Annotated in this window: 16 protein-coding genes; 15 read left to right on the top strand and 1 reads right to left on the bottom strand. The window is 64.7% G+C overall.

Going from position 1 to position 22035, the window contains the following annotated elements; genetic code table 11:
* The first annotated feature begins 198 nt into the window (after positions 1 to 198).
* The 10 genes from rpoE (at position 199) to pdxJ (ending at position 10842) form a co-directional block, all read left to right on the top strand.
* On the top strand, positions 199 to 804 hold the full coding sequence (gene rpoE, locus Q0602_RS05910; protein WP_149434735.1) for an RNA polymerase sigma factor RpoE: 606 nt from the start codon (positions 199 to 201) through the stop codon (positions 802 to 804).
* 278 nt (positions 805 to 1082) lie between these two features.
* On the top strand, positions 1083 to 1856 hold the full coding sequence (locus Q0602_RS05915; RefSeq protein ID WP_298840247.1) for a sigma-E factor negative regulatory protein: 774 nt from the start codon (positions 1083 to 1085) through the stop codon (positions 1854 to 1856).
* On the top strand, positions 1856 to 2911 hold the full coding sequence (locus Q0602_RS05920) for a MucB/RseB C-terminal domain-containing protein (protein ID WP_298840249.1): 1056 nt from the start codon (positions 1856 to 1858) through the stop codon (positions 2909 to 2911). Before Q0602_RS05915 ends, Q0602_RS05920 begins: the two co-directional genes overlap by 1 nt.
* Positions 2912 to 3144: 233 nt before the next feature.
* The gene (locus Q0602_RS05925) at positions 3145 to 4560 is read left to right on the top strand and encodes a DegQ family serine endoprotease (RefSeq protein WP_298840250.1); all 1416 of its coding nucleotides are present in this window, start codon (positions 3145 to 3147) and stop codon (positions 4558 to 4560) included.
* A gap of 219 nt (positions 4561 to 4779) precedes the next feature.
* Positions 4780 to 6597 (top strand): translation elongation factor 4, encoded by a 1818-nt coding sequence (gene lepA, locus Q0602_RS05930; protein WP_295040838.1) that lies wholly within the window; start codon positions 4780 to 4782, stop codon positions 6595 to 6597.
* A gap of 11 nt (positions 6598 to 6608) precedes the next feature.
* Positions 6609 to 7397 carry a signal peptidase I gene (gene lepB, locus Q0602_RS05935; protein WP_295040840.1) on the top strand — a complete coding sequence of 263 codons (789 nt, stop codon included), beginning with the start codon at positions 6609 to 6611 and terminating at the stop codon, positions 7395 to 7397.
* 166 nt (positions 7398 to 7563) lie between these two features.
* Positions 7564 to 8259 (top strand): ribonuclease III, encoded by a 696-nt coding sequence (gene rnc / locus Q0602_RS05940; RefSeq protein ID WP_149434741.1) that lies wholly within the window; start codon positions 7564 to 7566, stop codon positions 8257 to 8259.
* Positions 8256 to 9155: a GTPase Era gene (gene era / locus Q0602_RS05945; RefSeq protein ID WP_149434742.1), complete on the top strand. Its 900-nt coding sequence runs from the start codon at positions 8256 to 8258 to the stop codon at positions 9153 to 9155. The genes rnc and era overlap by 4 nt, the downstream gene beginning before the upstream one ends.
* Positions 9156 to 9241: 86 nt before the next feature.
* Positions 9242 to 9952: a DNA repair protein RecO gene (gene recO, locus Q0602_RS05950; protein WP_087719489.1), complete on the top strand. Its 711-nt coding sequence runs from the start codon at positions 9242 to 9244 to the stop codon at positions 9950 to 9952.
* Between the two features lie 80 nt (positions 9953 to 10032).
* Positions 10033 to 10842, top strand: a complete 810-nt coding sequence (pdxJ, locus tag Q0602_RS05955; RefSeq protein ID WP_298840261.1) for a pyridoxine 5'-phosphate synthase — start codon at positions 10033 to 10035, stop codon at positions 10840 to 10842.
* A gap of 5 nt (positions 10843 to 10847) precedes the next feature.
* On the opposite strand, the gene Q0602_RS05960 is transcribed toward pdxJ, so the two are convergent.
* Positions 10848 to 13349 carry a response regulator gene (locus Q0602_RS05960; RefSeq protein WP_298840264.1) on the bottom strand — a complete coding sequence of 834 codons (2502 nt, stop codon included), beginning with the start codon at positions 13347 to 13349 and terminating at the stop codon, positions 10848 to 10850.
* Between the two features lie 281 nt (positions 13350 to 13630).
* Here Q0602_RS05960 and cysM point away from each other — a divergent pair, with 281 nt between their 5' ends.
* The 5 genes from cysM (at position 13631) to ppc (ending at position 21954) form a co-directional block, all read left to right on the top strand.
* Positions 13631 to 14527 carry a cysteine synthase CysM gene (cysM, locus tag Q0602_RS05965; protein WP_298840266.1) on the top strand — a complete coding sequence of 299 codons (897 nt, stop codon included), beginning with the start codon at positions 13631 to 13633 and terminating at the stop codon, positions 14525 to 14527.
* A gap of 2 nt (positions 14528 to 14529) precedes the next feature.
* A complete protein-coding gene (rlmD, locus tag Q0602_RS05970; protein ID WP_298840268.1) occupies positions 14530 to 15969 on the top strand; it encodes a 23S rRNA (uracil(1939)-C(5))-methyltransferase RlmD in 1440 nt (479 codons plus the stop codon).
* A 1-nt stretch (position 15970) separates the two neighbouring features.
* Positions 15971 to 18220 (top strand): GTP diphosphokinase, encoded by a 2250-nt coding sequence (gene relA, locus Q0602_RS05975; RefSeq protein WP_298840271.1) that lies wholly within the window; start codon positions 15971 to 15973, stop codon positions 18218 to 18220.
* Positions 18221 to 18228: 8 nt separating this feature from the next.
* Positions 18229 to 19125 (top strand): nucleoside triphosphate pyrophosphohydrolase, encoded by an 897-nt coding sequence (gene mazG, locus Q0602_RS05980; protein ID WP_298840274.1) that lies wholly within the window; start codon positions 18229 to 18231, stop codon positions 19123 to 19125.
* Positions 19126 to 19290: 165 nt separating this feature from the next.
* Positions 19291 to 21954, top strand: a complete 2664-nt coding sequence (ppc, locus tag Q0602_RS05985; RefSeq protein WP_298840277.1) for a phosphoenolpyruvate carboxylase — start codon at positions 19291 to 19293, stop codon at positions 21952 to 21954.
* Positions 21955 to 22035 lie beyond the last annotated feature (81 nt).

Consider the following 22035-nt stretch of genomic DNA (forward strand, 5'->3'; position numbering starts at 1 on the left):
GAGAGGCCAAAACGGCAACACTGGGCCGGCTTCGCGTGCTAATCCTTCGTTTCTGTTATAAGTTGCACGCCTGTCACTGAATCGCGAGCCCCAAGGGCTCCAGGTTGGATCATGAGCGTATTGTCTCCCAGTCACCATAGTTGTCACCGCTGTTTTGCTCTGCCGCATCCTGCCCCCAGTCGTTCGGGGAGGCGTTGAATGGGTGTTCGAGAGACCGATCAACAACTCGTCGAGCGCGCGCAGAAGGGAGATACTCGGGCCTTCGATCTCCTGGTCAAAAAATACCAGCACAAGATTCTCGGGCTGATAAGCCGTTACGTTCAGGACCACTCCGAGGTGCAGGACGTAGCCCAGGAAGCGTTCATCAAGGCGTATCGCGCCTTGGGAAGCTTTCGTGCCGAGAGCGCCTTCTATACCTGGATGTATCGCATCGCCATCAACACGGCGAAGAACTACCTGGTCTCCCGGGGGCGACGGCCGCCCGGCAGCGATCTGGACATCAGCGACGCCGAGATCGTCGATCAGAGCGGGCGACTGTCGGATATCGAGTCACCGGAAGCTGCCATCGCCCGCGACCAGCTCGAGTCGGCCGTGTTCGCGGCGATCGAGCAGTTACCCGACGATCTGCGCACTGCGATCACCTTGCGTGAGTTCGACGGCCTCTCCTATGAAGATATCGCCACGATCATGGAGTGCCCGGTGGGTACGGTCCGTTCGCGGATCTTCCGGGCGCGCGAGGCCGTCGACAGGCATATCGAGCCATTGCTGGAACATGGCGCCCAGAATGCTGTCAATGGCTCCTGAGTCCCGCTGGCACCGCCGCCTGTATCGGTACGTTCGATCCGCGTCGGCGGTGGGGTCACGAAAGATGAATCGAAAATGAACTGTTACCGGTTTCCGTCGTCATAGTGGTGCAGGCGAGAGTCAAGGCGTCGTCGACTGGTGACACGACAGGCGATCAGGGCCGGTGAAGAGCAGGCTGGCGCGGTCTTGCGACTGCAATGATGCGCCTTCAGGTGTTCCCTGGGTGTCGCTGTCATTCAACACGTGGCAAGCCGCAAGGCGAGTGTGAGGGTGTGACTATGAAGCAGGTACACGAATCGTTTTCCGCATTGATGGACAACGAAGCCGATGAATTCGACCTGAGACGGGTACTCAAGCGATTGGATACCGCGTCGCAGGAATCCGACACCTGGCGTCGATACCATCTGGCGCGCAGCATGATGCGACGCGAGCGCGACGCGATCGTCGACATCGATATTTCCGGTGACGTGATGGCGGCGCTGGCGGACGAGCCGGTGCCGGTTCGGGAGCCTGCCGGCCAGCCTGGCAAACGCCACTCCTTCTCCATGATGGGTGGCGCCGCCGTCGCTGCCGCCGTGTCGTTGATGGTGATCACGGGGGTGCAGGTGTACAACGGTCGGTTCGGCGGTGACACCACCACGGCTTCCGATGTCGCGACGAGCAGCGGGAGTGCCGCTCAGGGTGGAGGCGTGCAGGCTTCGCTGGCCGTCGACGCCGGGTCCGGGGGCCAGAGCGGTGCGATGCAGGCTTCCATGCAGGCGCCGGTATCGAACGGATTGCCCTACTCGCTGGGTGGCAACGGCCTGGGCAGCGGGAACGGCCTGATGACCGTCGACGAGCAGGTCATGCGGCCGATGTTCCTGTCACCGAATGCCCGCCAGTCGCCCAACGTCGATCTCGAGCAGGCGCAGACGCTGCAATCCTACCTCGAACGCCACTCGGTCGGCGCCGCCTACAGCACGGGTGACAACTGGATGCCGCTACTCCGCACGCCAGGTTCACTGTCCGCGCAGGCGGAGGGTGCCGGAACTGGAGCCATGGACGCGCGTTGATGTTTCGGTGTTACCTCGGGGCTGTGGCTATCAGCCTGTTAGCGCTACCGGGCGCCGCGCTGGCGCAGTCCTCCGGCGGGGCCCGGGCGGCCACGGAGAGCTTCGACTGTCGCGAGCTGGCCAAGGCGGATGATGACGTCTCTCCCAGGGCGATGTTCCTGCGAAGCCTCTGGGCCAGCCACTGCTACAACTTCCAGGCCCGCGCCGTACGCATCAGCTACGATGGCGTCAGGACGCTGGCGCTGACCCATCGGGTGGAGAAAGGTGTCGAGACCGAAGTCGCCCGGTTTCTCGACGGCCCGCCCGTCGCGGTCAAGAAGCGGGGCAGCGTGAGCCAGGATTCCAGCCAGGCCGCGCTCGATTTCACCGCTGGGGTCGCACCGGGCGCCCTGACCGCTCAAATCGTGGAACATTACGAACTCCAGCCGATGGAGCTGGAGCGGGTCGCGGGGCGTTCGGCGTGGCGTCTCGATATCGAGCCACAGGACGGGCTCCGCTACGGTTATCGTCTGTGGCTGGACAGCGAGACATCGCTGCCGTTGAAGCGCGAGATGATCGGTGTCGATGGCCAGATTCTCGAAACCTTCCAGATAACCGATCTGCAGTCGCCTTCGCTGTATCCCGAAACGCTTCGCCTGGGTCCCGGTCATCCTCCCGCCGACTCGCCTTGGCAGGCTCGATGGTTGCCGGATGGCTTCACGCCACAGCCGATCCCCCCCGATAGTCCGAAACAGAGTGAACGCGCCGAGCACCGGATGTACAGCGACGGCTTGACCAGTATCAGTCTGTTCGTCGAACCCCTGGCGGGTGACCAGCACCCGCTGTTGGCCGGGATTCATCGTCTGGGTATCTCCCACGCCGCGGTTCGCCATGTGATTCACCAGGGCAGGCCGATGCAGATACTGGCGCTGGGCGAAGCCCCTGCGGAAGTGCTTGCACGTATCGCCTCGGGAGTGATCTGGGACGAGGGGAGTGGCGGCGTCGATCGGGCCGTCGGCGACGCGCAGGGAGAGCAGGAAGACGTTACCGCCGAGACCTCCACTCCCGGTTCCTGAGCGGTCGTCCGGCGCCACCAGTCTCCAGCCCCAGGCGCTTGTCGCCGCAAAGAAACTTTACATCCCGTTGAACTCTTGCCGTCTTTTCTTATCAATGAGAATGTCGCCGTGTCCTGCCTCCAGGTGCGGCGGGGTTCGATGCGCAAGGTTCTTTCGTGACGTTTACCCCTTGGGCATCGATCGGTTCAACGTGTGGCTCTCCAGAGTCTTTATCCAGTGTTTAGGAGTGTTTAATGGAACGCATGACAAGATGGTTCGCTCCGTGGCTGCTGATGGTCGTCACTCTGCTCGCTGTCCAGGCCGCTCAGGCGCGCGAGCTGCCGGATTTCACCGAATTGGTCAAGCAGGCTGCTCCCGGCGTGGTGAATATCTCCACGACCAGCAGTGTCAGCGCACCCGCCGGACCCTATGGCCAGCAGGATGTTCCCGAGATTTTCCGCCGCTTCTTCGGTGACCAGATGCCGCCGATGCCCGGGATGCCGCAGGGCGAGGAGGAGCGCAAGTCGCTGGGGTCGGGGTTCGTCATTCGCAAGGATGGCTACATTCTGACCAACGCCCACGTGGTCAAGGACGCCGACGAGATCATGGTTCGGCTCAATGACCGGCGCGAGCTACCCGCCAAGCTGGTGGGCTCGGATGCTCGAACCGACGTGGCGCTCTTGAAGGTCGATGCCAAGGACCTGCCCACGCTCAAGATCGGGAATTCGGATGATCTTCAAGCCGGCGAGTGGGTTGCCGCCATCGGTTCGCCATTCGGTTTCGATCATTCGGTCACGGCGGGTATCGTCAGCGCCATCAACAGGACGCTGCCGAGCGAGACCTACGTTCCGTTCATCCAGACCGACGTTGCCATCAACCCGGGTAATTCCGGCGGTCCGCTGTTCAATCTCGACGGCGAGGTCGTTGGCATCAATTCGCAGATCTATACCCGGAGCGGCGGTTTCATGGGGCTCTCCTTCGCGGTTCCGATCAGCGTCGCCATGAACGTCGCCGATCAGCTGCGCACCGAAGGTCATGTCAGCCGTGGCTGGCTGGGTGTGGTGATCCAGCCGGTCTCCAAGGATCTCGCCGAATCGTTCGGGCTCGACGGCACCAGCGGTGCGCTGGTCTCCGATGTCAGCGACGACAGCCCGGCCAAGAAAGCGGGGCTGGAGGCAGGCGACGTCATCCTCAGTGCCGAGGGTGCCGATATCGACGACTCCACGACGCTGCCCCGTCTGATCGGCCAGGTAGCCCCGGGCGACGAGGTGAAGCTCCAGGTCATGCGCAACGGCGACAAGCGTGAAGTCGACGTCACCGTGGGCGACTGGCCGGAAGAGATGGCTGCCGATGGGGCGCCGTCCTCCCGGTCTGCCGATGATCAGACCAAGCTGGGAATCGCGATCAGCGATCTCGGCGATCAGGAAAAGCAGCAGCTGGATATCGACCAGGGCGCGCTCGTTCGTCGTGTCGACCCGCGCGGTGCAGCGGCTGCAGCCGGGATCCAGCCGGGCGATGTCATCGTCGGCTTCGACCAGAAGCCGGTCGAGAGCGCCGATCAACTGATCGACGCGGTCAAGAAGGCTGACGACGATCGCGCCATCCCGGTACGTATCGTGCGCGACGGCAACTCGCTGTTCGTGGCGCTGCGGCTGAAGGCCAAGGGCTGACCGGCGCCGGTCGGCAGCCTACGGCTACCCGCCACACGGCCCCGCTTCGGCGGGGCCGTGTGCTTTGGGCTTGTTGCTGTCCTTGCCCCGGTCATGTCGGTACAATGCGCCACATTCGTCATCGACCGCACGCGGGAAGAGAACGGCACCCATCGGCGTTTTCTCGGCAACAGCGCCACCGTGTGGACTGCGCGCGTACAAATTACCGGTAAGGCTTAAATGGCAGACGCTGCAAGTAACGAGCAACTGAAGTTCATCCGCAACTTCTCGATCATCGCCCACATCGACCACGGCAAGTCCACTCTCGCCGACCGCATCATCCAGTTCTGCGGCGGGCTGACGGAGCGTGAGTTGAAGGAGCAGGTGCTCGACTCGATGGATCTCGAGCGCGAGCGCGGCATTACCATCAAGGCCCAGTCGGTCACGCTCGACTATCGGGCTCAGGACGGCAATACCTATCAGCTCAATTTCATCGACACGCCGGGCCACGTCGACTTCTCCTACGAAGTGTCGCGCTCGCTCTACGCCTGCGAGGGGGCGCTGTTGGTGGTCGATGCCGCCCAGGGGGTCGAGGCGCAGTCGGTTGCCAACTGCTACACCGCCATCGAGCAGAATCTCGAAGTGCTCCCGGTGCTCAACAAGATGGACCTGCCCCAGGCCGACCCGGACAAGGTCGCCCACGAGATCGAGGAGATCATCGGCCTCGAAGCGCAAGATGCCGTACGCGTCTCGGCCAAGAGCGGTCTCAACATCGACCTGCTGCTCGAGCGGCTGGTGCGGGACATCCCGCCGCCCAAGGGAGACCGCGAGGGTCATCTGCAGGCGCTGATCATCGATTCCTGGTTCGACAACTACCAGGGCGTCGTGTCGCTGGTGCGTCTGTTCGACGGCACGCTGAAGAAGGGCGACAAGATCCAGATGAAGTCGACCGGTCGCGACTGGGAGGTGACCGATATCGGCTACTTCACGCCCAAGCAGAACTCCACCGGTATCCTGAGAGCGGGAGAGGTGGGTTTCGTCATTGCCGGGATCAAGGACATCCAGGGTGCACCCGTCGGCGATACCATCACCCATACCAAGACCAAGGACGTGCCACGCCTGCCCGGTTTCCAGAAAGTGAAGCCGCAGGTCTACGCGGGCATGTTCCCGGTCAGCTCCGACGATTACGAGGATTTCCGTGACGCACTCGAGAAGCTGGCGCTCAACGACGCCTCGCTCGACTACGTGCCGGAGAATTCCGATGCGCTCGGGTTCGGCTTCCGCGTCGGCTTCCTGGGCACGCTGCACATGGAGATCGTCCAGGAGCGCCTGGAGCGCGAATACGACATCGATCTGCTGACCACGGCGCCCACGGTCAATTACGAGATCCTGATGGACAACGGCGAGTTGGTCACCATCTCCAACCCGTCGAAACTGCCCGACATGGCCAACGTGTCGGAGATGCGCGAGCCGATCGTGCGCGCCACCATCCTGGTGCCGCAGGAGTACGTGGGCAACGTCATCTCGGAGTGCGTCAACCGCCGTGGGGTCCAGCTCGACATGCAGGTGCTCGGCAGCCAGATGCAGCTCGTCTACGAACTGCCGATGGCCGAGGTCGTCATGGATTTCTTCGACCGGCTCAAGTCGATCTCCAAGGGCTACGCGTCCCTCGACTACAGCTTCGAGAGGTTCGACGCGGCCAAGCTGGTGCGCCTGGATATCCTCATCAATGGCGAGCGCGTCGACGCACTGGCGCTGATCATCCATCGCGACCATGCCCACTCCCGTGGCCGCATCCTGGTCGACAAGATGAAGGAGCTGATACCGCGCCAGATGTTCGACGTGGCGGTTCAGGCGACGATCGGTGGCCATGTCGTGGCCCGATCCACGGTCAAGGCGCTGCGCAAGAACGTGACGGCCAAATGCTATGGCGGTGACACCACGCGCAAGAAGAAACTGCTGGAGAAGCAGAAAGCCGGCAAGAAACGCATGAAGCAAGTGGGTCGCGTCGAAATACCCCAGGATGCGTTTCTCGCCGTTCTCAAAGTGAACGAGTAGGAAAACACTTCATGGATTTTTCGTTGTTACTGGTGTTGGCTGTCGCCATCACGGGGCTCGTCTGGCTGTTGGACAGCCTGTTTTGGCGTCGTCCCCGTCGCCAGCGTCAGCAGGCGGCCGCCGCAGCGCAGGGTAATGAAAAGTCGGTGGGCTACAAGGACCCCTGGCCGGTCGATTATGCCCGCTCCTTTTTCCCCGTGCTGCTGATCGTCCTGGTGCTGCGCAGTTTCGTCATCGAACCCTTCCAGATTCCCTCCGGTTCCATGCGCCCGACCCTGGAGATCGGCGATTTCATCCTGGTCAACAAGTTCAGCTACGGGCTTCGCCTGCCGGTCATCAACACCGAAATCGCCGATGTCGGAGAACCCCAGCGCGGTGACGTCATGGTTTTCCGGTTTCCCCAGGATCCTTCGGTCAACTTCATCAAGCGCGTCATCGGGCTGCCCGGCGATCGAATCCGCTACGAGAACAAGCAGCTCTACGTCAACGGCAAGCCGGTGCCCAAGTCGATGACCGACGCCGATCCCGCCGAGGCGCCCGGAGAGGAGTTGTTCGAAGAGCATCTCGGCGATGTCGACCATCGCATCTTCAACAATCCGCAGAGCCCGGGGCCGCAGATGCGGGAGGTCGTGGTGCCGGATCATGAATACTTCATGATGGGCGACAACCGTGACCACTCCAATGACAGCCGCTACTGGGGATTCGTGCCGGAGAAGAACATCGTCGGCAAGGCGTTCGCCGTGTGGATGCACTGGGATGGCGGATTGCCTAGCTTCAGTACGGTACGCCAGATAAACTGATTCTCATATAACCCGCCACCGACCCCGCGCCGGGCCTGTCAGGCCCGCTCCCGGATCGTTGGCCAGCAACAGGACTCGCATGGCGGGCGACGGGACTTCCCCGCGCCCGCTTTGCGTCGAATGCAACGACTCTTCGTTTCAAAGACAACGACTCAATGGGAATGACGTGAGTGATCCTCTGCAAGGCTTCAGCCGTCGTATCGGCCACGACTTCCGTGACCCGACGCTGCTGGAACTGGCGCTGACGCACCGGAGCGTGGGCGGCGCCAACAATGAGCGACTCGAGTTTCTGGGTGACTCGATCGTCAATTTCGTGATCGGCGAGGCGCTGTTCAAGCGATTTCCGGCCGCGCGGGAGGGGCAGCTGTCCCGTCTGCGTGCCGGATTGGTCAAGGGGCAGACCCTCGCCGTGGTGGCACGTGAGTTCGAGCTGGGAGAGTGCCTGCGGCTGGGCTCGGGCGAGATGAAGAGCGGCGGCCATCGTCGCGACTCCATCCTCGCCGACGCGCTGGAAGGGGTGATCGGTGCGATCTATCTCGACGCCGGCATGGACGTGGCGCGCAGCCGAGTGCTGGCCTGGTTCGGGACACGGCTGGAGGCGATCGATCTGCACAACACGCAGAAAGATCCCAAGACGCGACTGCAGGAGTTCCTGCAGTCCCGCCAGCAGGCGCTGCCGCGATACGAGGTGATCTCGGTGGAGGGCGAAGCTCACGCCCAGACCTTCAGCGTCGAGTGCCACGTCTCCATGCTGGACGAGTCGCCGACGCTGGGCGAAGGCTCCAGCCGGCGGATCGCCGAACAGCAAGCCGCCGAGCTTGCGTTGTCCAAACTCGAACCATCAAAGGGCAAGCGCCAATGACACAGAGCTGTGGTTTCGTCGCTATCGTCGGGCGTCCCAACGTGGGTAAATCGACGCTGATGAACCGCATCCTGGGGCAGAAGATCTCCATCACCTCCCGGCGTCCGCAAACCACGCGCCATCAGGTCATGGGCATCAAGACGATCGATGAAGCGCAGTTCATCTACGTCGATACTCCGGGTATTCACCTGCAGACCCGCGATCGCAACAAGGCGATCAACCGCTTCATGAATCAGGCGGCCACCCAGGCGCTGCGCGACGTCGATTGTGTGGTGTTCCTGGTCGACCGCACGCGCTGGACGGACGAGGACCAGGTCGTTCTCGACAAGCTCACCCACGTGCAGGCGCCGGTGATCCTGGCGGTCAACAAGGTCGATTGGCTGGAGGACAAGACGACGTTGCTGCCGTGGCTGGAATCGCTCTCCGCCAGGCGCGAGTTCGCCGCCATTCTGCCGATCTCGGCCAAACACGGTACCAACGTGCCGGAGCTCGAGGGCGAGGTCGCCAAGCGGTTGCCGGAAGGCGTGCACTATTTCCCGGACGACCAGATCACCGACAAGAGCCAGCGTTTTCTGGCCGCCGAGCTGGTGCGCGAGAAGGTCATGCGCCAGTTGGGTGATGAGTTGCCCTACCAGATGACCGTCGAGATCGAGGAGTTCCGCGACGAGGGCAAGGTCATCCACATCAGCGCGTTGATGCTGGTCGAGCGCCAGGGCCAGAAGAAGATTCTGATCGGCGACAAGGGGGAGCGGATCAAGAAGATCGGCATCGAGGCGCGCCAGGAGATGGAGCGCGCTTTCGACAGCAAGGTCATGCTCAACCTGTGGGTCAAGGTCAAGCGGGGTTGGTCGGACGATGACCGGGCGCTCAAGAGCCTTGGCTACAATCTCGATTGACGAGCATCTCGATTGACGATCCGATCTTCCGATCGACGAACTGATTCGAGCAGGGAACTGCGTGCTCCTCTCAAGAGGCATTGGCCATGACGCCCCAGCCGGCTTATCTGCTGCACAAGCGGCCCTATCGGGAGACCAGCGCCCTGGTGGACGTCATCACGCTGGAGCACGGCCATATCCGCGCCGTCGCCCAGGGCGTTCAGCGGGCGGGGAGCAAGTCCCGCGCCAAGCTGCAACCTTTTGCGCCACTGCATCTGACCTGGATCGGCGACGGCGATCTCAAACGCCTGCGGATGATGGAAACCACCCAGAGCGCCGTGTTGCTGGCCGGTGAAGGCTTGCTTTGTGGACTCTACGCCAATGAGCTGCTGACGCGAGCGCTGCCGGTCGGGCTGCCGACGGGCGATCTCTTCGCCATCTACGCCTGGACGATCGAGCGACTGACCCGGCCGGCCGAACGTGCCACCAGCCTCAGGCGCCTTGAGATCACCCTGCTGGAGGCACTGGATGCCGAGCCGATCTTTCTCGAGACGGACGACAGCCCGCTCGACCCCTCCACCCGTTACACCTACGTTGTCGAGAGCCGCCGCTTCATGCCCGTCGGTGCGCAGCACCCCGGTTGGGATGGCCGCAGCCTCAAGCTGCTGGCGCGCGGCGACTGGGACGCGTCCGGGCTTGCTGGCCTGAGCAAGGCATTGACCCGAGCGGCGCTGGCGCCGCTGATTGGCAACCAGCCGCTACGCTCCCGGGAACTGATGCAACGGCTCAGCCAGCGCCGCCGTCAGGGGCGTGCCTGATTCTCGCTATCGCCGGGCCGGGGAGCTCGTCCCTCGACCCAGGTCCTCTTGTCTTTCACCGCTCCAAGGAGCCCGAGTTCATGATCGCTACTCGTATTCAGTTGGGTGTCAACATCGACCATGTCGCGACGCTACGCCAGGCCCGCGGTACCCGCTATCCCGACCCGGTCCAGGCCGCGCTGCTGGCCGAGGAAGCCGGTGCCGATGGCATCACCTTGCATCTGCGCGAGGACAGACGGCATATCCAGGAGCGGGACGTCGAACTGATCGCGGCCGTGCTCAATACGCGCATGAACCTGGAGATGGCGGTGACCGAGGAGATGATCGCCCTCGCTGAGCGGCTGAAGCCGGCGGATGTCTGCCTGGTGCCGGAAAAGCGGGAAGAGTTGACGACCGAGGGCGGGCTGGACGTGATGGCCGGCCGTGATGCGGTCGCAGGCGCCTGCGAGCGACTCGGGGCGGCGGGTTGCCAGGTATCGCTGTTCATCGATCCCGAGCCTGCGCAGATTCAGGCGGCGTTCGAGGCGGGCGCGCCGGTGATCGAATTGCACACCGGCGCGTACGCGGAGGCGACGGGCGCTTCACGGCGGCTCGAGTACGAGCGATTGGCGGCGGCGGCGGAGTTCGCGAGCGAACTGGGTCTGGTGGTGAATGCCGGGCATGGACTTCACTACCACAACGTCGAGGCGATCGCGGCGATCCCCGGCGTTCACGAGCTCAATATCGGCCATGCGATCATCGCCCGCGCGCTGTTCGTCGGGCTCAAGGAAGCCGTGGGGGAAATGAAGCGGCTGATGGTCGCGGGCCAGGAGTCCGGGCTGATCGCCCAGATCGAATCCTTTGACCACGACCACGACCACGACCACGACCACGACCACGACCACGGGTAGACCTGTCAGTGGATGTCGGTGATCGCCTGGTCGTCGGCCCAGAGGATCAGGCGATCGCAGGCGGCTATCAGCTCACGAAACGCCTCGTCGCATTCGTCGATGTCGGCGTGGCGACAGCGTCGCTCCAGTTCCTCGCACGCCGCCGCGAGTTGCGGTACGCCGCAGTAGCGACAGCCGCCCCCGAGCTGATGCACTCTCTCTCGAAGCAGGGCGACATCACGCTGTTGCCATGCCGCATTCAGTTCCCGGCGGTGTCTCGGCAGCTCCGCGATCAGCAATGTCATCATCTCCGTGACGAGCGCTTCGCGACCGCCGCTGCGTTCCCGGGCCTGGGCCTTGTCGACGACCGGCAGGTCGCCGGCATGGGACAGCGGGTTCGGGGCGGGTAAACCGGCTTCTTCCACCGCGCTCTCCCGGTCGGCCATCGCCGTTTCCGGCTGCCGGTCAGCGGTCGGCGATTCGGCGATGGGCAGGTATTTCGCCAGCAGTTCCCTGAGCAGGCGCTCGTCCAACGGCTTGGCCAGTACTTCGTTGGCCTCGCTGCCCGCCACCCCGGTGTCATGGTTGTCCGGCCCCGCCGTCATGGCAATGACGGGCTTGTGCGCCCAATCCGCGCCCAGTCGTCGCAGCCGACTCGTCGTCTCGAAGCCGCTGGCGTCCGGCAGATGCAGATCCATCAGCACCAGATCGACCGGTGTTTCCGAAGCGATGGCGATGGCCTCTGCCGCGGTGCCGGCCACCAGGGCCTTGGCGCCAATGATGGGCAGGACCGCGTCAAGGTAGTGCTGAGAGACCTCGTCGTCGTCGACGACCAGCACTCGGGGGCGGCGAGGCAGTGTTCGCTGACGACATTCCGCAAGCATCTTGGCCAGGGTACGGCCCTGCATATAGCGGGACATCGGCTGCCTCAGCACGACGCTGCCCTGAGGAAGGCGCCAGGCCAGCGCCCGCGTCGGTGCCACGTTGGCGACCACCAGGCAGGGCTGGGAAATGGCGTCGAATCGGCGCTGCCAGAGGTCGTGGGTGTCGGGGGAGAGCGCTTCGTCGTCGATGCCGATGATGAGGAGCTGACTCGTGTCATCCGCCGACGTCAGCGAATCCGCCGTGGCCATGGTACTCGGCAGCGCGTGCCAGCGCTTGAGGGCGTAATCCAGCAGGTGGGCGAGACGGGTGTGGGGCTGCCATACGCCGATCCTGGCCCCCCCGAGATCGAACTCCGCCGGACGAACGTAGGGTTCGCAGGCCTCGAACCCGAGGCGGGAAACGATCGTCTGACTCCCGGCCCGGCGCTCGCCCAGCGCGAGAGAGCCGTCCATCTCCGCCGCCAGACGATGGCAGATGGCGATACCGACGCCGTCCTCGGCGTTGACGGAGCGAGTCGCACCTTGGTCGATCAGTCGGCGCAGCCGTTCACGGTGGGCGGGGGTGGCGTTGCCTCCGTCGCTTACGCTCAGTCGGAGCCGGACGGCGCTGCCTTCCCGGCTCTCCAGCACGATGCGCGTGACGACGTCGCCTTCACCGCCGTACTTGATGGCATTGTTGACCAGGTTGGTCAGCAACTGGCGCACGGCGACGTCGGCGCCGATGAGGCGGGGCGGGACATCGTCGTAGACGATCGCCAGCAGGGTAATTCGCTTGGACTGTGCCAGCGGGGTCTGGAGGCAGAGGACTTCCCACAGCACCTCGGCGATATCGAACACGTTGTTCGTCCGACAGCGACGGGAGTCCCCCAGCACATGGTCGACGGTATCCAGGAGGCCATTGGACGCCAGGTGAATGTGACGCAGCCACTCGCGCTGCTGGGCATCGAGGGGCGTGTTCTCCAGCAGGCGACAAAAACCGAGCAGGCCGGAGAGTGGCGCGCGCAGCTCATGACTCATGTAGGTCAGGTCGCTGTCCGGACCGGCCTCGGAGAGGTTGACGGAGTGGCCGGCGGGAGCCGCCTGCCCCGGCAGGCTGTCGGGCTTTCTCCTGGCGCGCCGTGAGTGTCGCCAGGCGAGAGTTGCGGGAATCAGCAGCAGCAGCGACAGCAGTGGCATCAGGGCGGGGAGGGCGCTTTGCGAATAGGTGCTGGCTCTCGAGGGGTCGAGGGTCAGGTCCAGCCAGTAACGACGGGGCGACTGCTGTGCCAGGAAGTCGCCCAGTGGCTGCACCCAGCGCTGCGAGCCGCCCTGGTCCCAGGTTGCCAAGGTCGCCGGGAGCGTCGTAAGTGGCGGGGGCGGCGCGGACCCGGTGAAGTCCCGTGTGGCGCCGCTGTCGTCTCGCAGGGTGGCGTTGATGATCGCCGGATCGTCGGTCAGGCGCACCAGCAGCCGATGGACTCGTGCCATGTCTTCATCCTGCGCCGCTTCGGCCAATGAAGGCGTGAAGACGCGATTGATACTTTTCAGCCGCCGGAAGAGCATCTCGTCGCTGGCTCGATGCCAGTCCCACGCATGCCACCCGGTGATCCCGAGTAGTAGCGCCGACAACAGCAGCGATAGAATGATCAGCCAGCGTGAAGCCATGAGTTACCCGAGCCTTTTGCGTTCCCAATCGATTCTATCGGCGAATACGGTTAAAACCGTAGTGTCTGCCGTAACCTCAGTCGACCCTGGTGTAAAAAATCTCTTCGGCATCGTGTCACAGCATCACCAGCGTAGCGAAGGCCGGATCGGTTGGCCGAGCGCTGTCATGTCCCCCGCTGGCTTCGATATACTGTAGTGACTCTCTATCATCGGTTTTCGGCTGATCTTCTCGAGACAGCAGGGACCGAAAACGCTCAGGCTCTGGCTCTAGGACACTCACTATGGCATTCCCCACGCTTGCGCAGACCGTCGGCAACACGCCGCTGGTCAGACTCGCTCGCATTTCCGCCGGGCGCGACAACACGATTCTGGCCAAGCTGGAAGGCAACAATCCCGCGGGGTCGGTCAAGGATCGTCCGGCGCTGTCCATGCTTCGCGAGGCGGAGGCCCGCGGCGACATCTCTCCCGGCGACACGCTGATCGAGGCGACCTCCGGCAATACCGGCATCGCCCTGGCCATGGCGGCGGCGGTGATGGGTTACCGGATGGTCCTGATCATGCCCGACAACGCCTCGAGCGAGCGCAAGCAGGCCATGGCGGCGTACGGTGCCAGGCTGATCGGCGTCAGCAAGGAGGCGGGCATGGAGGGCGCCCGGGACCTGGCAGACGAGATGATCGCCCGGGGAGAAGGCAAGCCGCTCAACCAGTTCGCCAACCCCGACAATCCTCTGGCGCACTACCGCACCACCGGTCCTGAATTGTGGGAGCAGACCGCCGGCCGCATCACGCACTTCGTCAGTGCCATGGGCACCACCGGCACCATCATGGGCACCTCGCGTTATCTGAAGGAGCGCAATCCCTCGATCCAGATCGTCGGCCTGCAGCCGGCCGATGGTGCCAGCATCGCCGGCATTCGACGCTGGCCGGAAGCCTACCTCCCCGACATCTTCGAACCGCAGCGGGTCGACAGCGTACTCGATATCGGCCAGCAGGAGGCCGAGCAACACATGCGCCGGCTGGCGCGGGAAGAGGGCATTCTGGCTGGTGTCTCCTCCGGCGGCGCGCTGGCGGGTGCATTGCGGGTCGCCGAGCAGGTCGACAATGCCGTCATCGTGTTCATCGTCTGCGATCGCGGCGACCGCTATCTCTCCACCGGCCTCTACGCGCCGGAATCCTGACCATGGCGATGCTGGGGAAAAAGCGGACGCCGGCCGTGCGCCGGGAACGCCAGGTATCGCGACCCGCCACCGCGGCGTCCGCGGACGCGGGCACGCTGACGGTCGAGCGGCTGGCCCATGACGGGCGCGGCGTCGCGCGCGACGGTGAAGGCAAGACGGTATTCGTCGACGCCGCACTGCCGGGAGAGCGCGTCGAGGTGGCGATACACCGCCAGCGCAAGCGCTACGACGAAGCGCATGTCCGCGAGCGACTCAGCGATGCCGCGAGCCGGGTGGAACCGCCCTGCGTGTACGCCACTCGTTGTGGAGGATGCGACCTGCAGCATCTGAGTGTTGCGGGGCAGCGCGAGCACAAGCGACAGGTGCTGGTCGACCTGCTCGGGCGCCAGGGTATCGATGCCCCGGAGGACGTGGCGATATTGGCGGGTGACGATGCCGGTTACCGGCGCCGGGCCAGGCTCGGCGTCAAACGCGATGCCCAGGGCCGAGTCCATCTCGGCTTTCGTGCACGGGGCAGCGAGCAGTTGGTCGATATCGACAGCTGTCACGTGCTTGCGCCCTCGCTGGCGGCCCTGTTGCCGCGACTGCGGGCCCAGCTCGAGTCGCTCGAGGCGCCGCGCCACGTCGGTCATCTCGAGCTGCTGCTGACCGATGGCGATGTCGTCACCGTGGTGGTCCGACAGCTGCGCCAGGTGCCGGAAGACGAGCAGCGCTGGCGCGCGTTCGCGGCGCGTGAGGCCCTGGCCTGTGCGCTGCGACGCGGGCGGGAGACGGCCGAGCTGGTCTGGTTGAGCGATCAGCCGCGACTGGTCACCACCGTGTCCGGCCGTCGGCGGCCGGTGTCGCTGGCGCTGACGCCGGGGGACTTCCTGCAGGTCAACGCCCCGGTCAACCAACGCCTGATCGATACCCTTCGGGACTGGCTCGCGCCGGGGCGCGACGACTCCCTGCTCGACCTGTTCGCCGGCATCGGCAATTTCTCGCTGGCCCTGGCCGAAGACGCTGCCAGGATCACCGCTGTCGAAGGTAGCAATGCGATGGTCGAGCGCCTGCGGGACAATGCCAGGCGGAACGGTCTCGACGTCGATGCGCTGCAGGCCGACCTCAGCGACCCCGGCAGCGCGGTCGACGCCTTGATCGCCGAGCACGACACGGTGCTGCTCGATCCGCCACGGGAGGGCGCCAGCGCGATCTGCCGCCGACTGGCAGACAGCGGCGTGGCGCGGGTGGCATACGTCTCCTGCGATCCGGCGTCGCTGGCCCGGGACGCGGCCCACTTGCTGGCTGGCGGTTTCGTGCTGTCCCGCCTGGCGATGGCCGACATGTTTCCCCACACGGCACATCTGGAATCACTCGCGTTGTTCGAACGGCCAGCCCGTTCCAGCCGGTCAAGGCGTCGGAACGAAGGCCACGGGACCCCAGCTTCGGGAGGCAGGCACTAGCATGGTGAAGGTGCGAGAAAGCGAGCCGCTGGTCGATGACGGCAGCGTCGATCTGGATCTGTGGGTGACGCGGCTGCAGCAGGAGGTCGAACTGCGCGCCCCCGAGCGCATCCTTCAGGCCTGCCAGCTGGCCCTGCGGGCAAGCGAGCGGGACACTCAAGCTGGCGACGCCCTCGCCGACCAGACGCTGCTGACCGGCCTGGAGATGGCCGATATCCTCAGTCAGCTCAAGCTGGACCAGCAGACGCTGGAGGCCGCGATCCTCTATCGCAGCGTCCGTCGCGGCCTGCTGAGCCTGGAGAGCGTCGCCAAGCAGATCGGGGAAGAGGTCGCCAAGCTGATCGAGGGGGTGCTCAGCATGGCCGCGATCAGCCAGCTGCAGGCACCCAAGCAGGGGCTGTCCCAGCACAACCAGCAGGACAACCTGCGCAAGATGCTGGTGACCATGGTCGACGACGTCCGCGTCGCGCTGATCAAGATCGCCGAGCGCACCTGCATGTTGCGTCAGGTCAAGGATGCCTCGCGGGAGAAGCGCCTGCGCGTCGCGCGCGAGGTCTTCGACATCTACGCGCCGCTGGCGCATCGCCTCGGCATCGGCCAGGTCAAGTGGGAGCTGGAGGACCTGGCCTTTCGCTACCTGCACGAGACCGAATACAAGTCGATCGCCAAGCAGCTGGCGGAGAAGCGCCTGGATCGCGACCGCTACATCCACGAGGTCGTGGAGACCCTGGAGACGCTGCTCGAGCGCCAGGGGATCCTGCGCTACCAGGTCGATGGCCGGGCAAAGCACATCTATTCGATCTGGCGCAAGATGCAGCGCAAGCGCATCGACTTTTCCCAGGTCTACGACGTCCGGGCGGTGCGTATCCTGGTACCCGAGATCGCCGACTGCTACACCACGCTTGGGGTGGTGCATTCACGCTGGCACCACGTCCCCAACGAATTCGACGACTACATCGCCAACCCCAAGAAGAACGGCTACCAGTCGCTGCACACCGCCGTCATCGGGCCCGAGAACAAGGTGCTGGAGATCCAGGTGCGGACTTTCGGCATGCACGAGGAGGCGGAACTCGGCGTTTGCGCCCACTGGCGCTACAAGGGGATGGATACCGACGCCAAGAGCCGGGGCTACGAGGAGAAGATCGCCTGGCTCCGCCAGGTGCTCGAGTGGCAGGAGGAAGTGGGCGATGTCGGCGATTTCCGGGAGGGGCTGGCCAGCGACGTGGCGCCGGACCGGATCTACGTGTTCACCCCGGATGGCCACGTCATCGACATGCCGCAGATCGCGACGCCCATCGACTTCGCCTACCGCGTGCATACCGAGATCGGCCACCGTTGCCGCGGTGCCAAGGTCGACGGCCGCATCGTGCCGTTAACCTACCTGCTCAAGACCGGCCAGCAGGTCGAGATCCTGACCGCGACGAAGAGCGCGCCGAGCCGGGACTGGATCAATCCCAATCTCGGCTATGTGCGCACCACGCGTGCCCGGTCCAAGATCCAGGCCTGGTTCAAGCTGCAGGCGCGGGAGCAGAATCTCGACGAGGGCAAGGCGATCTTCGATCGCGAGTTTCGTCGCCTCGATATCGACGGGGTCGATCTCGAGCGACTGGCAGGCGCGGTCAACTACACCTCCGTGGAGGACATGTATGCCGCCATCGGCGCCGGCGATCTGCGTATCGGCCAGGTGCTGCATCAGGCCCAGCAGCTGTTCGGCGAGAGCGACGACCAGGAGCAGCTCGACCGCCTGCTGACCAAGCCTCGTCGGCATCAGGGCAAGGAGCCTAGCGACGGTATCACCGTGCTGGGCGTCGGCAATCTCAAGACCGCAATGGCCAATTGCTGCCATCCGGTACCCGGCGACCAGATCATCGGCTACATCACCCAGGGCCGGGGGGTCACCGTCCATCGCCAGGACTGCCCCAACGTACTCCAGCTTCGCAGCGAGGAGCCCAGGCGCATCGTCGACGTCGAGTGGGGCCAGAAAGAGCGCGCCCAGTATCCGGTGGACATCGAAATCGAAGCGTGGGACCGCTCCGGACTGCTGCGCGACGTCACTCACGTGCTCTCCAGCGATCGTGTCAACGTGACCTCGGTCAACACCGTGACCGACAAGCTCGACAACATCGCGCGGATGCGAATCACCCTGGAGATCGAGGGGCTGGAAGCGCTCGAGCGCATCTTCTCGCGTATCCAGCAGCTCCCCAACGTGATCGACGTGAAACGGCTGCGGCAAGGCCATGGACAGGGATAGGAATCCATATGCAGGACAGCAACGCCCCGACAGCGCCGAACGATGGCCGCCATTCGCTGGATGACCTGCTGACGTTGATGGCGGTGTTGAGGGACCCGCGTCACGGCTGCCCGTGGGATATCAAGCAGGATTGGGACACCATCGTCCCCCATACGCTGGAGGAGGCCTATGAAGTGGCCGATGCCATCGAGCGCCGCGGCTTCGACGAACTGCCCGGCGAACTGGGCGATCTGCTGTTTCAGGTGGTCTATTACAGCCAGTTCGCGAGAGAAGAAGGGCGGTTCGATTTCGACGACATCGTGCACACCCTGACGGCGAAGATGCTGCGGCGACATCCGCATGTGTTCCCCGACGGCACCCTGGACTCCCGGCGCGACGAGGGCGATGGCACCACCCAGCCGGTAGCCGAGAGCCGGGTCAAGGCGCGCTGGGAAGCGTTGAAGGCGGAGGAGCGCGAGGCGCGCGTCTCTTCCCCCTCGCAACCCCTCTCGGCGCTGGACGACATTCCCACGGCACTGCCCGCGCTGAGCCGTGCCGCCAAGCTGAGCAAGCGGGCCGCCGGCGAAGGCTTCGACTGGCCGGAGGAGCGTGGCGTCATCGACAAGATCCGGGAGGAGCTGGCGGAGGTCGAGTCGGCGCTGGCCGACGACGACCGGGCTCACGCCCAAGAAGAGGTCGGCGATCTGCTGTTCGCCGTGGTCAATCTGGCCCGGCGGCTTGGGTGCGATCCGGAGCAGCAGCTGCGCCGCACCAACGCCAAGTTCGAGCGACGTTTCCGCCATGTCGAGCGTGCGCTGGCCCGCGACGGCGTCACTCCTGGCGATGCCACGCTGGCGCAGATGGAGCGCCACTGGCAGGCGGCGAAACAGGAAGAGAGCGCCAGCGGCAGATCGTCAATGTCGTAAACTTACGACTAATGTCGCTTCTGTTCCGGTCGATTCTTTCCCCCAGATCGTTATGCTGACGCCTTGAACGATTTATCTTTGTCGTGTCGTGTCGTGTCGTGTCGTGTCGTCGGCGACCGGCACGCCCGCCGGCGTGCCGGTTGGGTCATTTTGGGGAGGGATGCCATGAGTTCAGAACAGGAAACGTCGCTGCACGAGTCGTTGCGAGACAATGTCCGGCTGCTGGGGGATAGCCTTGGCCGGACCATTGCCAAGGATCTGGGCAGCGAGTTCGTGGATCGGATCGAACGGATTCGCGCCCTGGCCAAGAAGGGGCGGCAGAGCGCCGAGGAGGCGGATCGTCGCGAGCTGATCGACTATCTCCGGTCACTTCCCGAAGGCGAATTGCTGCCGGTCACCCGCGCGTTCAACCAGTTTCTCAACTTTTCCAACATCGCCGAGCAGCATTACCGGGCGCGCTTTCGGCGTGTCGAGGATTACAAGCCGGGCACCCAGCCCGATCTGGGCGAACTGCTCCAGCGCGCGACGACGGCCGGTCAATCCCCTCGTCAACTGGTGGATGCGATTGCCGGCATGCGCATCGATCTGGTGCTGACCGCCCATCCCACCGAAGTCATTCGACGCACGCTGATCCAGAAATACGACGCCATCGACCACTGCCTGCAGATCATCGAGGACAGTGGCGACCAGCCGGAAGTGCAGCACCGCGCGCAGGGGCGACTCGAGGAGCTGATCGCCCAGTCCTGGCATACCGACGAGATCCGCCATGAGCGTCCCACCCCCGTCGACGAGGCGAAGTGGGGATTCGCGGTCATCGAGAATTCGCTGTGGGAAGCGGTGCCGACCTTCCATCGCGACCTGGATGCGCTGCTGATGGAGAAGGCCGGCGAGCGCCTGCCGCTGGAGGCGTCGCCCATCCGGTTCGCGTCCTGGATGGGGGGCGATCGTGACGGCAACCCCAACGTGACGGCCAGCGTGACCGAGGAGGTGCTGCTGCTGGGGCGCTGGATGGCGGCCGATCTCTATCTTCGCGATCTCGAACAGCTCAAGGCGGAGCTGTCGATGTGGGAGGCGAGCGATGCCCTCCACGCCGAGGTCGGTGACGACCCGGAGCCTTATCGGGCACTGCTGAAGCGGTTGTCGACTCGGCTGGAGGCGACCCGGGCGTGGGCGCGAGCGCGGCTCGACGGGGAGGTTCCCGCCGACAGCGCGATCATCGAAACGCGAGATCAGCTCTTCGCCCCGTTACTGGCCTGCCACCGCTCGCTGTGCGACGTGGGACTGGAGACCATTGCCAACGGCGTACTGCTGGATACCTTGCGACGGGTGGCGGTGTTCGGCGTTAACCTGGCCAAGCTCGACGTGCGCCAGGATGGCGCCCGCCATGCCCAGGTCTTCGAAGAGCTGACCCAATATCTCGACCTCGGCAACTATCGGGATTGGGACGAAGAGCGCCGTCAGGCGTTCCTGCTCGAGGAGCTGACCTCGCCGCGGCCGCTGATTCCGTCGTGCTGGGCCTGTTCCGCGGAAACCCGGGAAGTGCTCGACACCTTCGGCGTCATCGGACGCGAGCACCGCCAGGCCCTGGGGACCTACATCATCTCGATGGCCCAGCAACCCTCCGACGTGCTGGCGGTGGCGCTGCTGATGAAGGAGGCCGGTAACGGCGTGCGTCTGCCCATCGCGCCGCTGTTCGAGACCCTGGACGATCTGGACCGGGCCGGCGACGTGATCGAACGTCTGCTGGCTCTGCCGGGATATCGGGAGGTCGCCGGCGATTACCAGGAAGTGATGATCGGCTACTCGGATTCGGCCAAGGATGCCGGTCAGCTGGCGGCGGCCTGGGCCCAGTACCGGGCCCAGGAGCGGCTGGTCGAGGTGTGTCGCGACGGCGGCGTCGCGTTGACGCTGTTCCACGGTCGCGGCGGCACCGTCGGTCGCGGCGGCGGCCCCGCCCACGCCGCGATCCTGTCGCAGCCGCCGGGATCTGTGAACGGCAGCCTGCGGGTGACCGAGCAGGGCGAAATGATCCGCTTCAAGTTCGGTCAGCCCGATATCGCCCTGCGGTCGATGGAGATCTACGTCTGCGCGGTGCTGGAGGCGACGCTGTTGCCACCGCCCGCCCCCCGACCCGTATGGCGCGAGGAGATGGATCGCCTGGCCGACATCGCCCATCGCGCCTATGTGGGCGTCGTGCGCGAAGATCCGGATTTCGTTCCCTATTTCCGCGCGGTGACGCCGGAGGGCGCGCTGGGCCGTCTCCCGCTGGGGTCGCGCCCCGCCAAACGGCGCCAGGAGGGTGGTATCGAGACGCTGCGGGCCATCCCGTGGATCTTCGCCTGGACCCAGACCCGGCTGATGCTGCCGGCCTGGCTCGGCAGCGGCGAGGCGTTCGCGACGCGGCTGGAGGAGCACGGGGGGCTCGACAGACTACGAGAGATGCGCGAACAGTGGCCCTTCTTCGGCACCTATCTGGATATGCTCGAGATGCTGCTGGCCAAGTCGGATCCGCTCATTGCGGCCTACTACGAGAAGCGCCTGGTCGACGACCCCGCCCTGACCCGGCTGGGCGAATCGCTGCGCCAGCGGCTGGTCGATCTCGAGGCCGTGCTGCTGCGAATCCTCGACCAGCATCGACTGCTGGAGAACACGCCGTTGATCAGCCAGGCCATCGAGGTGCGCAACCCCTATATCGACCCGCTGCACGGCCTCCAGGCAGAACTGCTGCAGCGAAACCGGGACGCCAGCGGCGATATCACGCCGGAACTGTCGCGGGCCCTGATGGTGACCATGGCGGGCATCGCCGCCGGGCTCCGCAACACCGGCTAACCACGGCGGGCGGATCGATACCTGCTATAACGGTAATGATCGTCACGCCGGCCCGACTTCGGGTGCCGGCGGCCCCTCGAC

The sequence above is a fragment of the uncultured Salinicola sp. genome (assembly GCF_937921195.1).
Taxonomy (GTDB): Bacteria; Pseudomonadota; Gammaproteobacteria; order Pseudomonadales; family Halomonadaceae; genus Salinicola.

Bases quoted from the DNA above. Each gene is read 5' to 3' on its own strand.
- rlmD (WP_298840268.1), top strand. From the start codon at position 14,530: ATGGCGATGCTGGGGAAAAAGCGGACGCCGGCCGTGCGCCGGGAACGC.
- rpoE (WP_149434735.1), top strand. From the start codon at position 199: ATGGGTGTTCGAGAGACCGATCAACAACTCGTCGAGCGCGCGCAGAAG.
- Q0602_RS05915 (WP_298840247.1), top strand. From the start codon at position 1,083: ATGAAGCAGGTACACGAATCGTTTTCCGCATTGATGGACAACGAAGCC.
- era (WP_149434742.1), top strand. From the start codon at position 8,256: ATGACACAGAGCTGTGGTTTCGTCGCTATCGTCGGGCGTCCCAACGTG.
- relA (WP_298840271.1), top strand. From the start codon at position 15,971: ATGGTGAAGGTGCGAGAAAGCGAGCCGCTGGTCGATGACGGCAGCGTC.
- lepB (WP_295040840.1), top strand. From the start codon at position 6,609: ATGGATTTTTCGTTGTTACTGGTGTTGGCTGTCGCCATCACGGGGCTC.
- ppc (WP_298840277.1), top strand. From the start codon at position 19,291: ATGAGTTCAGAACAGGAAACGTCGCTGCACGAGTCGTTGCGAGACAAT.
- cysM (WP_298840266.1), top strand. From the start codon at position 13,631: ATGGCATTCCCCACGCTTGCGCAGACCGTCGGCAACACGCCGCTGGTC.
- Q0602_RS05960 (WP_298840264.1), bottom strand. From the start codon at position 13,349: ATGGCTTCACGCTGGCTGATCATTCTATCGCTGCTGTTGTCGGCGCTA.
- recO (WP_087719489.1), top strand. From the start codon at position 9,242: ATGACGCCCCAGCCGGCTTATCTGCTGCACAAGCGGCCCTATCGGGAG.
- mazG (WP_298840274.1), top strand. From the start codon at position 18,229: ATGCAGGACAGCAACGCCCCGACAGCGCCGAACGATGGCCGCCATTCG.
- Q0602_RS05925 (WP_298840250.1), top strand. From the start codon at position 3,145: ATGGAACGCATGACAAGATGGTTCGCTCCGTGGCTGCTGATGGTCGTC.
- lepA (WP_295040838.1), top strand. From the start codon at position 4,780: ATGGCAGACGCTGCAAGTAACGAGCAACTGAAGTTCATCCGCAACTTC.
- Q0602_RS05920 (WP_298840249.1), top strand. From the start codon at position 1,856: ATGTTTCGGTGTTACCTCGGGGCTGTGGCTATCAGCCTGTTAGCGCTA.
- pdxJ (WP_298840261.1), top strand. From the start codon at position 10,033: ATGATCGCTACTCGTATTCAGTTGGGTGTCAACATCGACCATGTCGCG.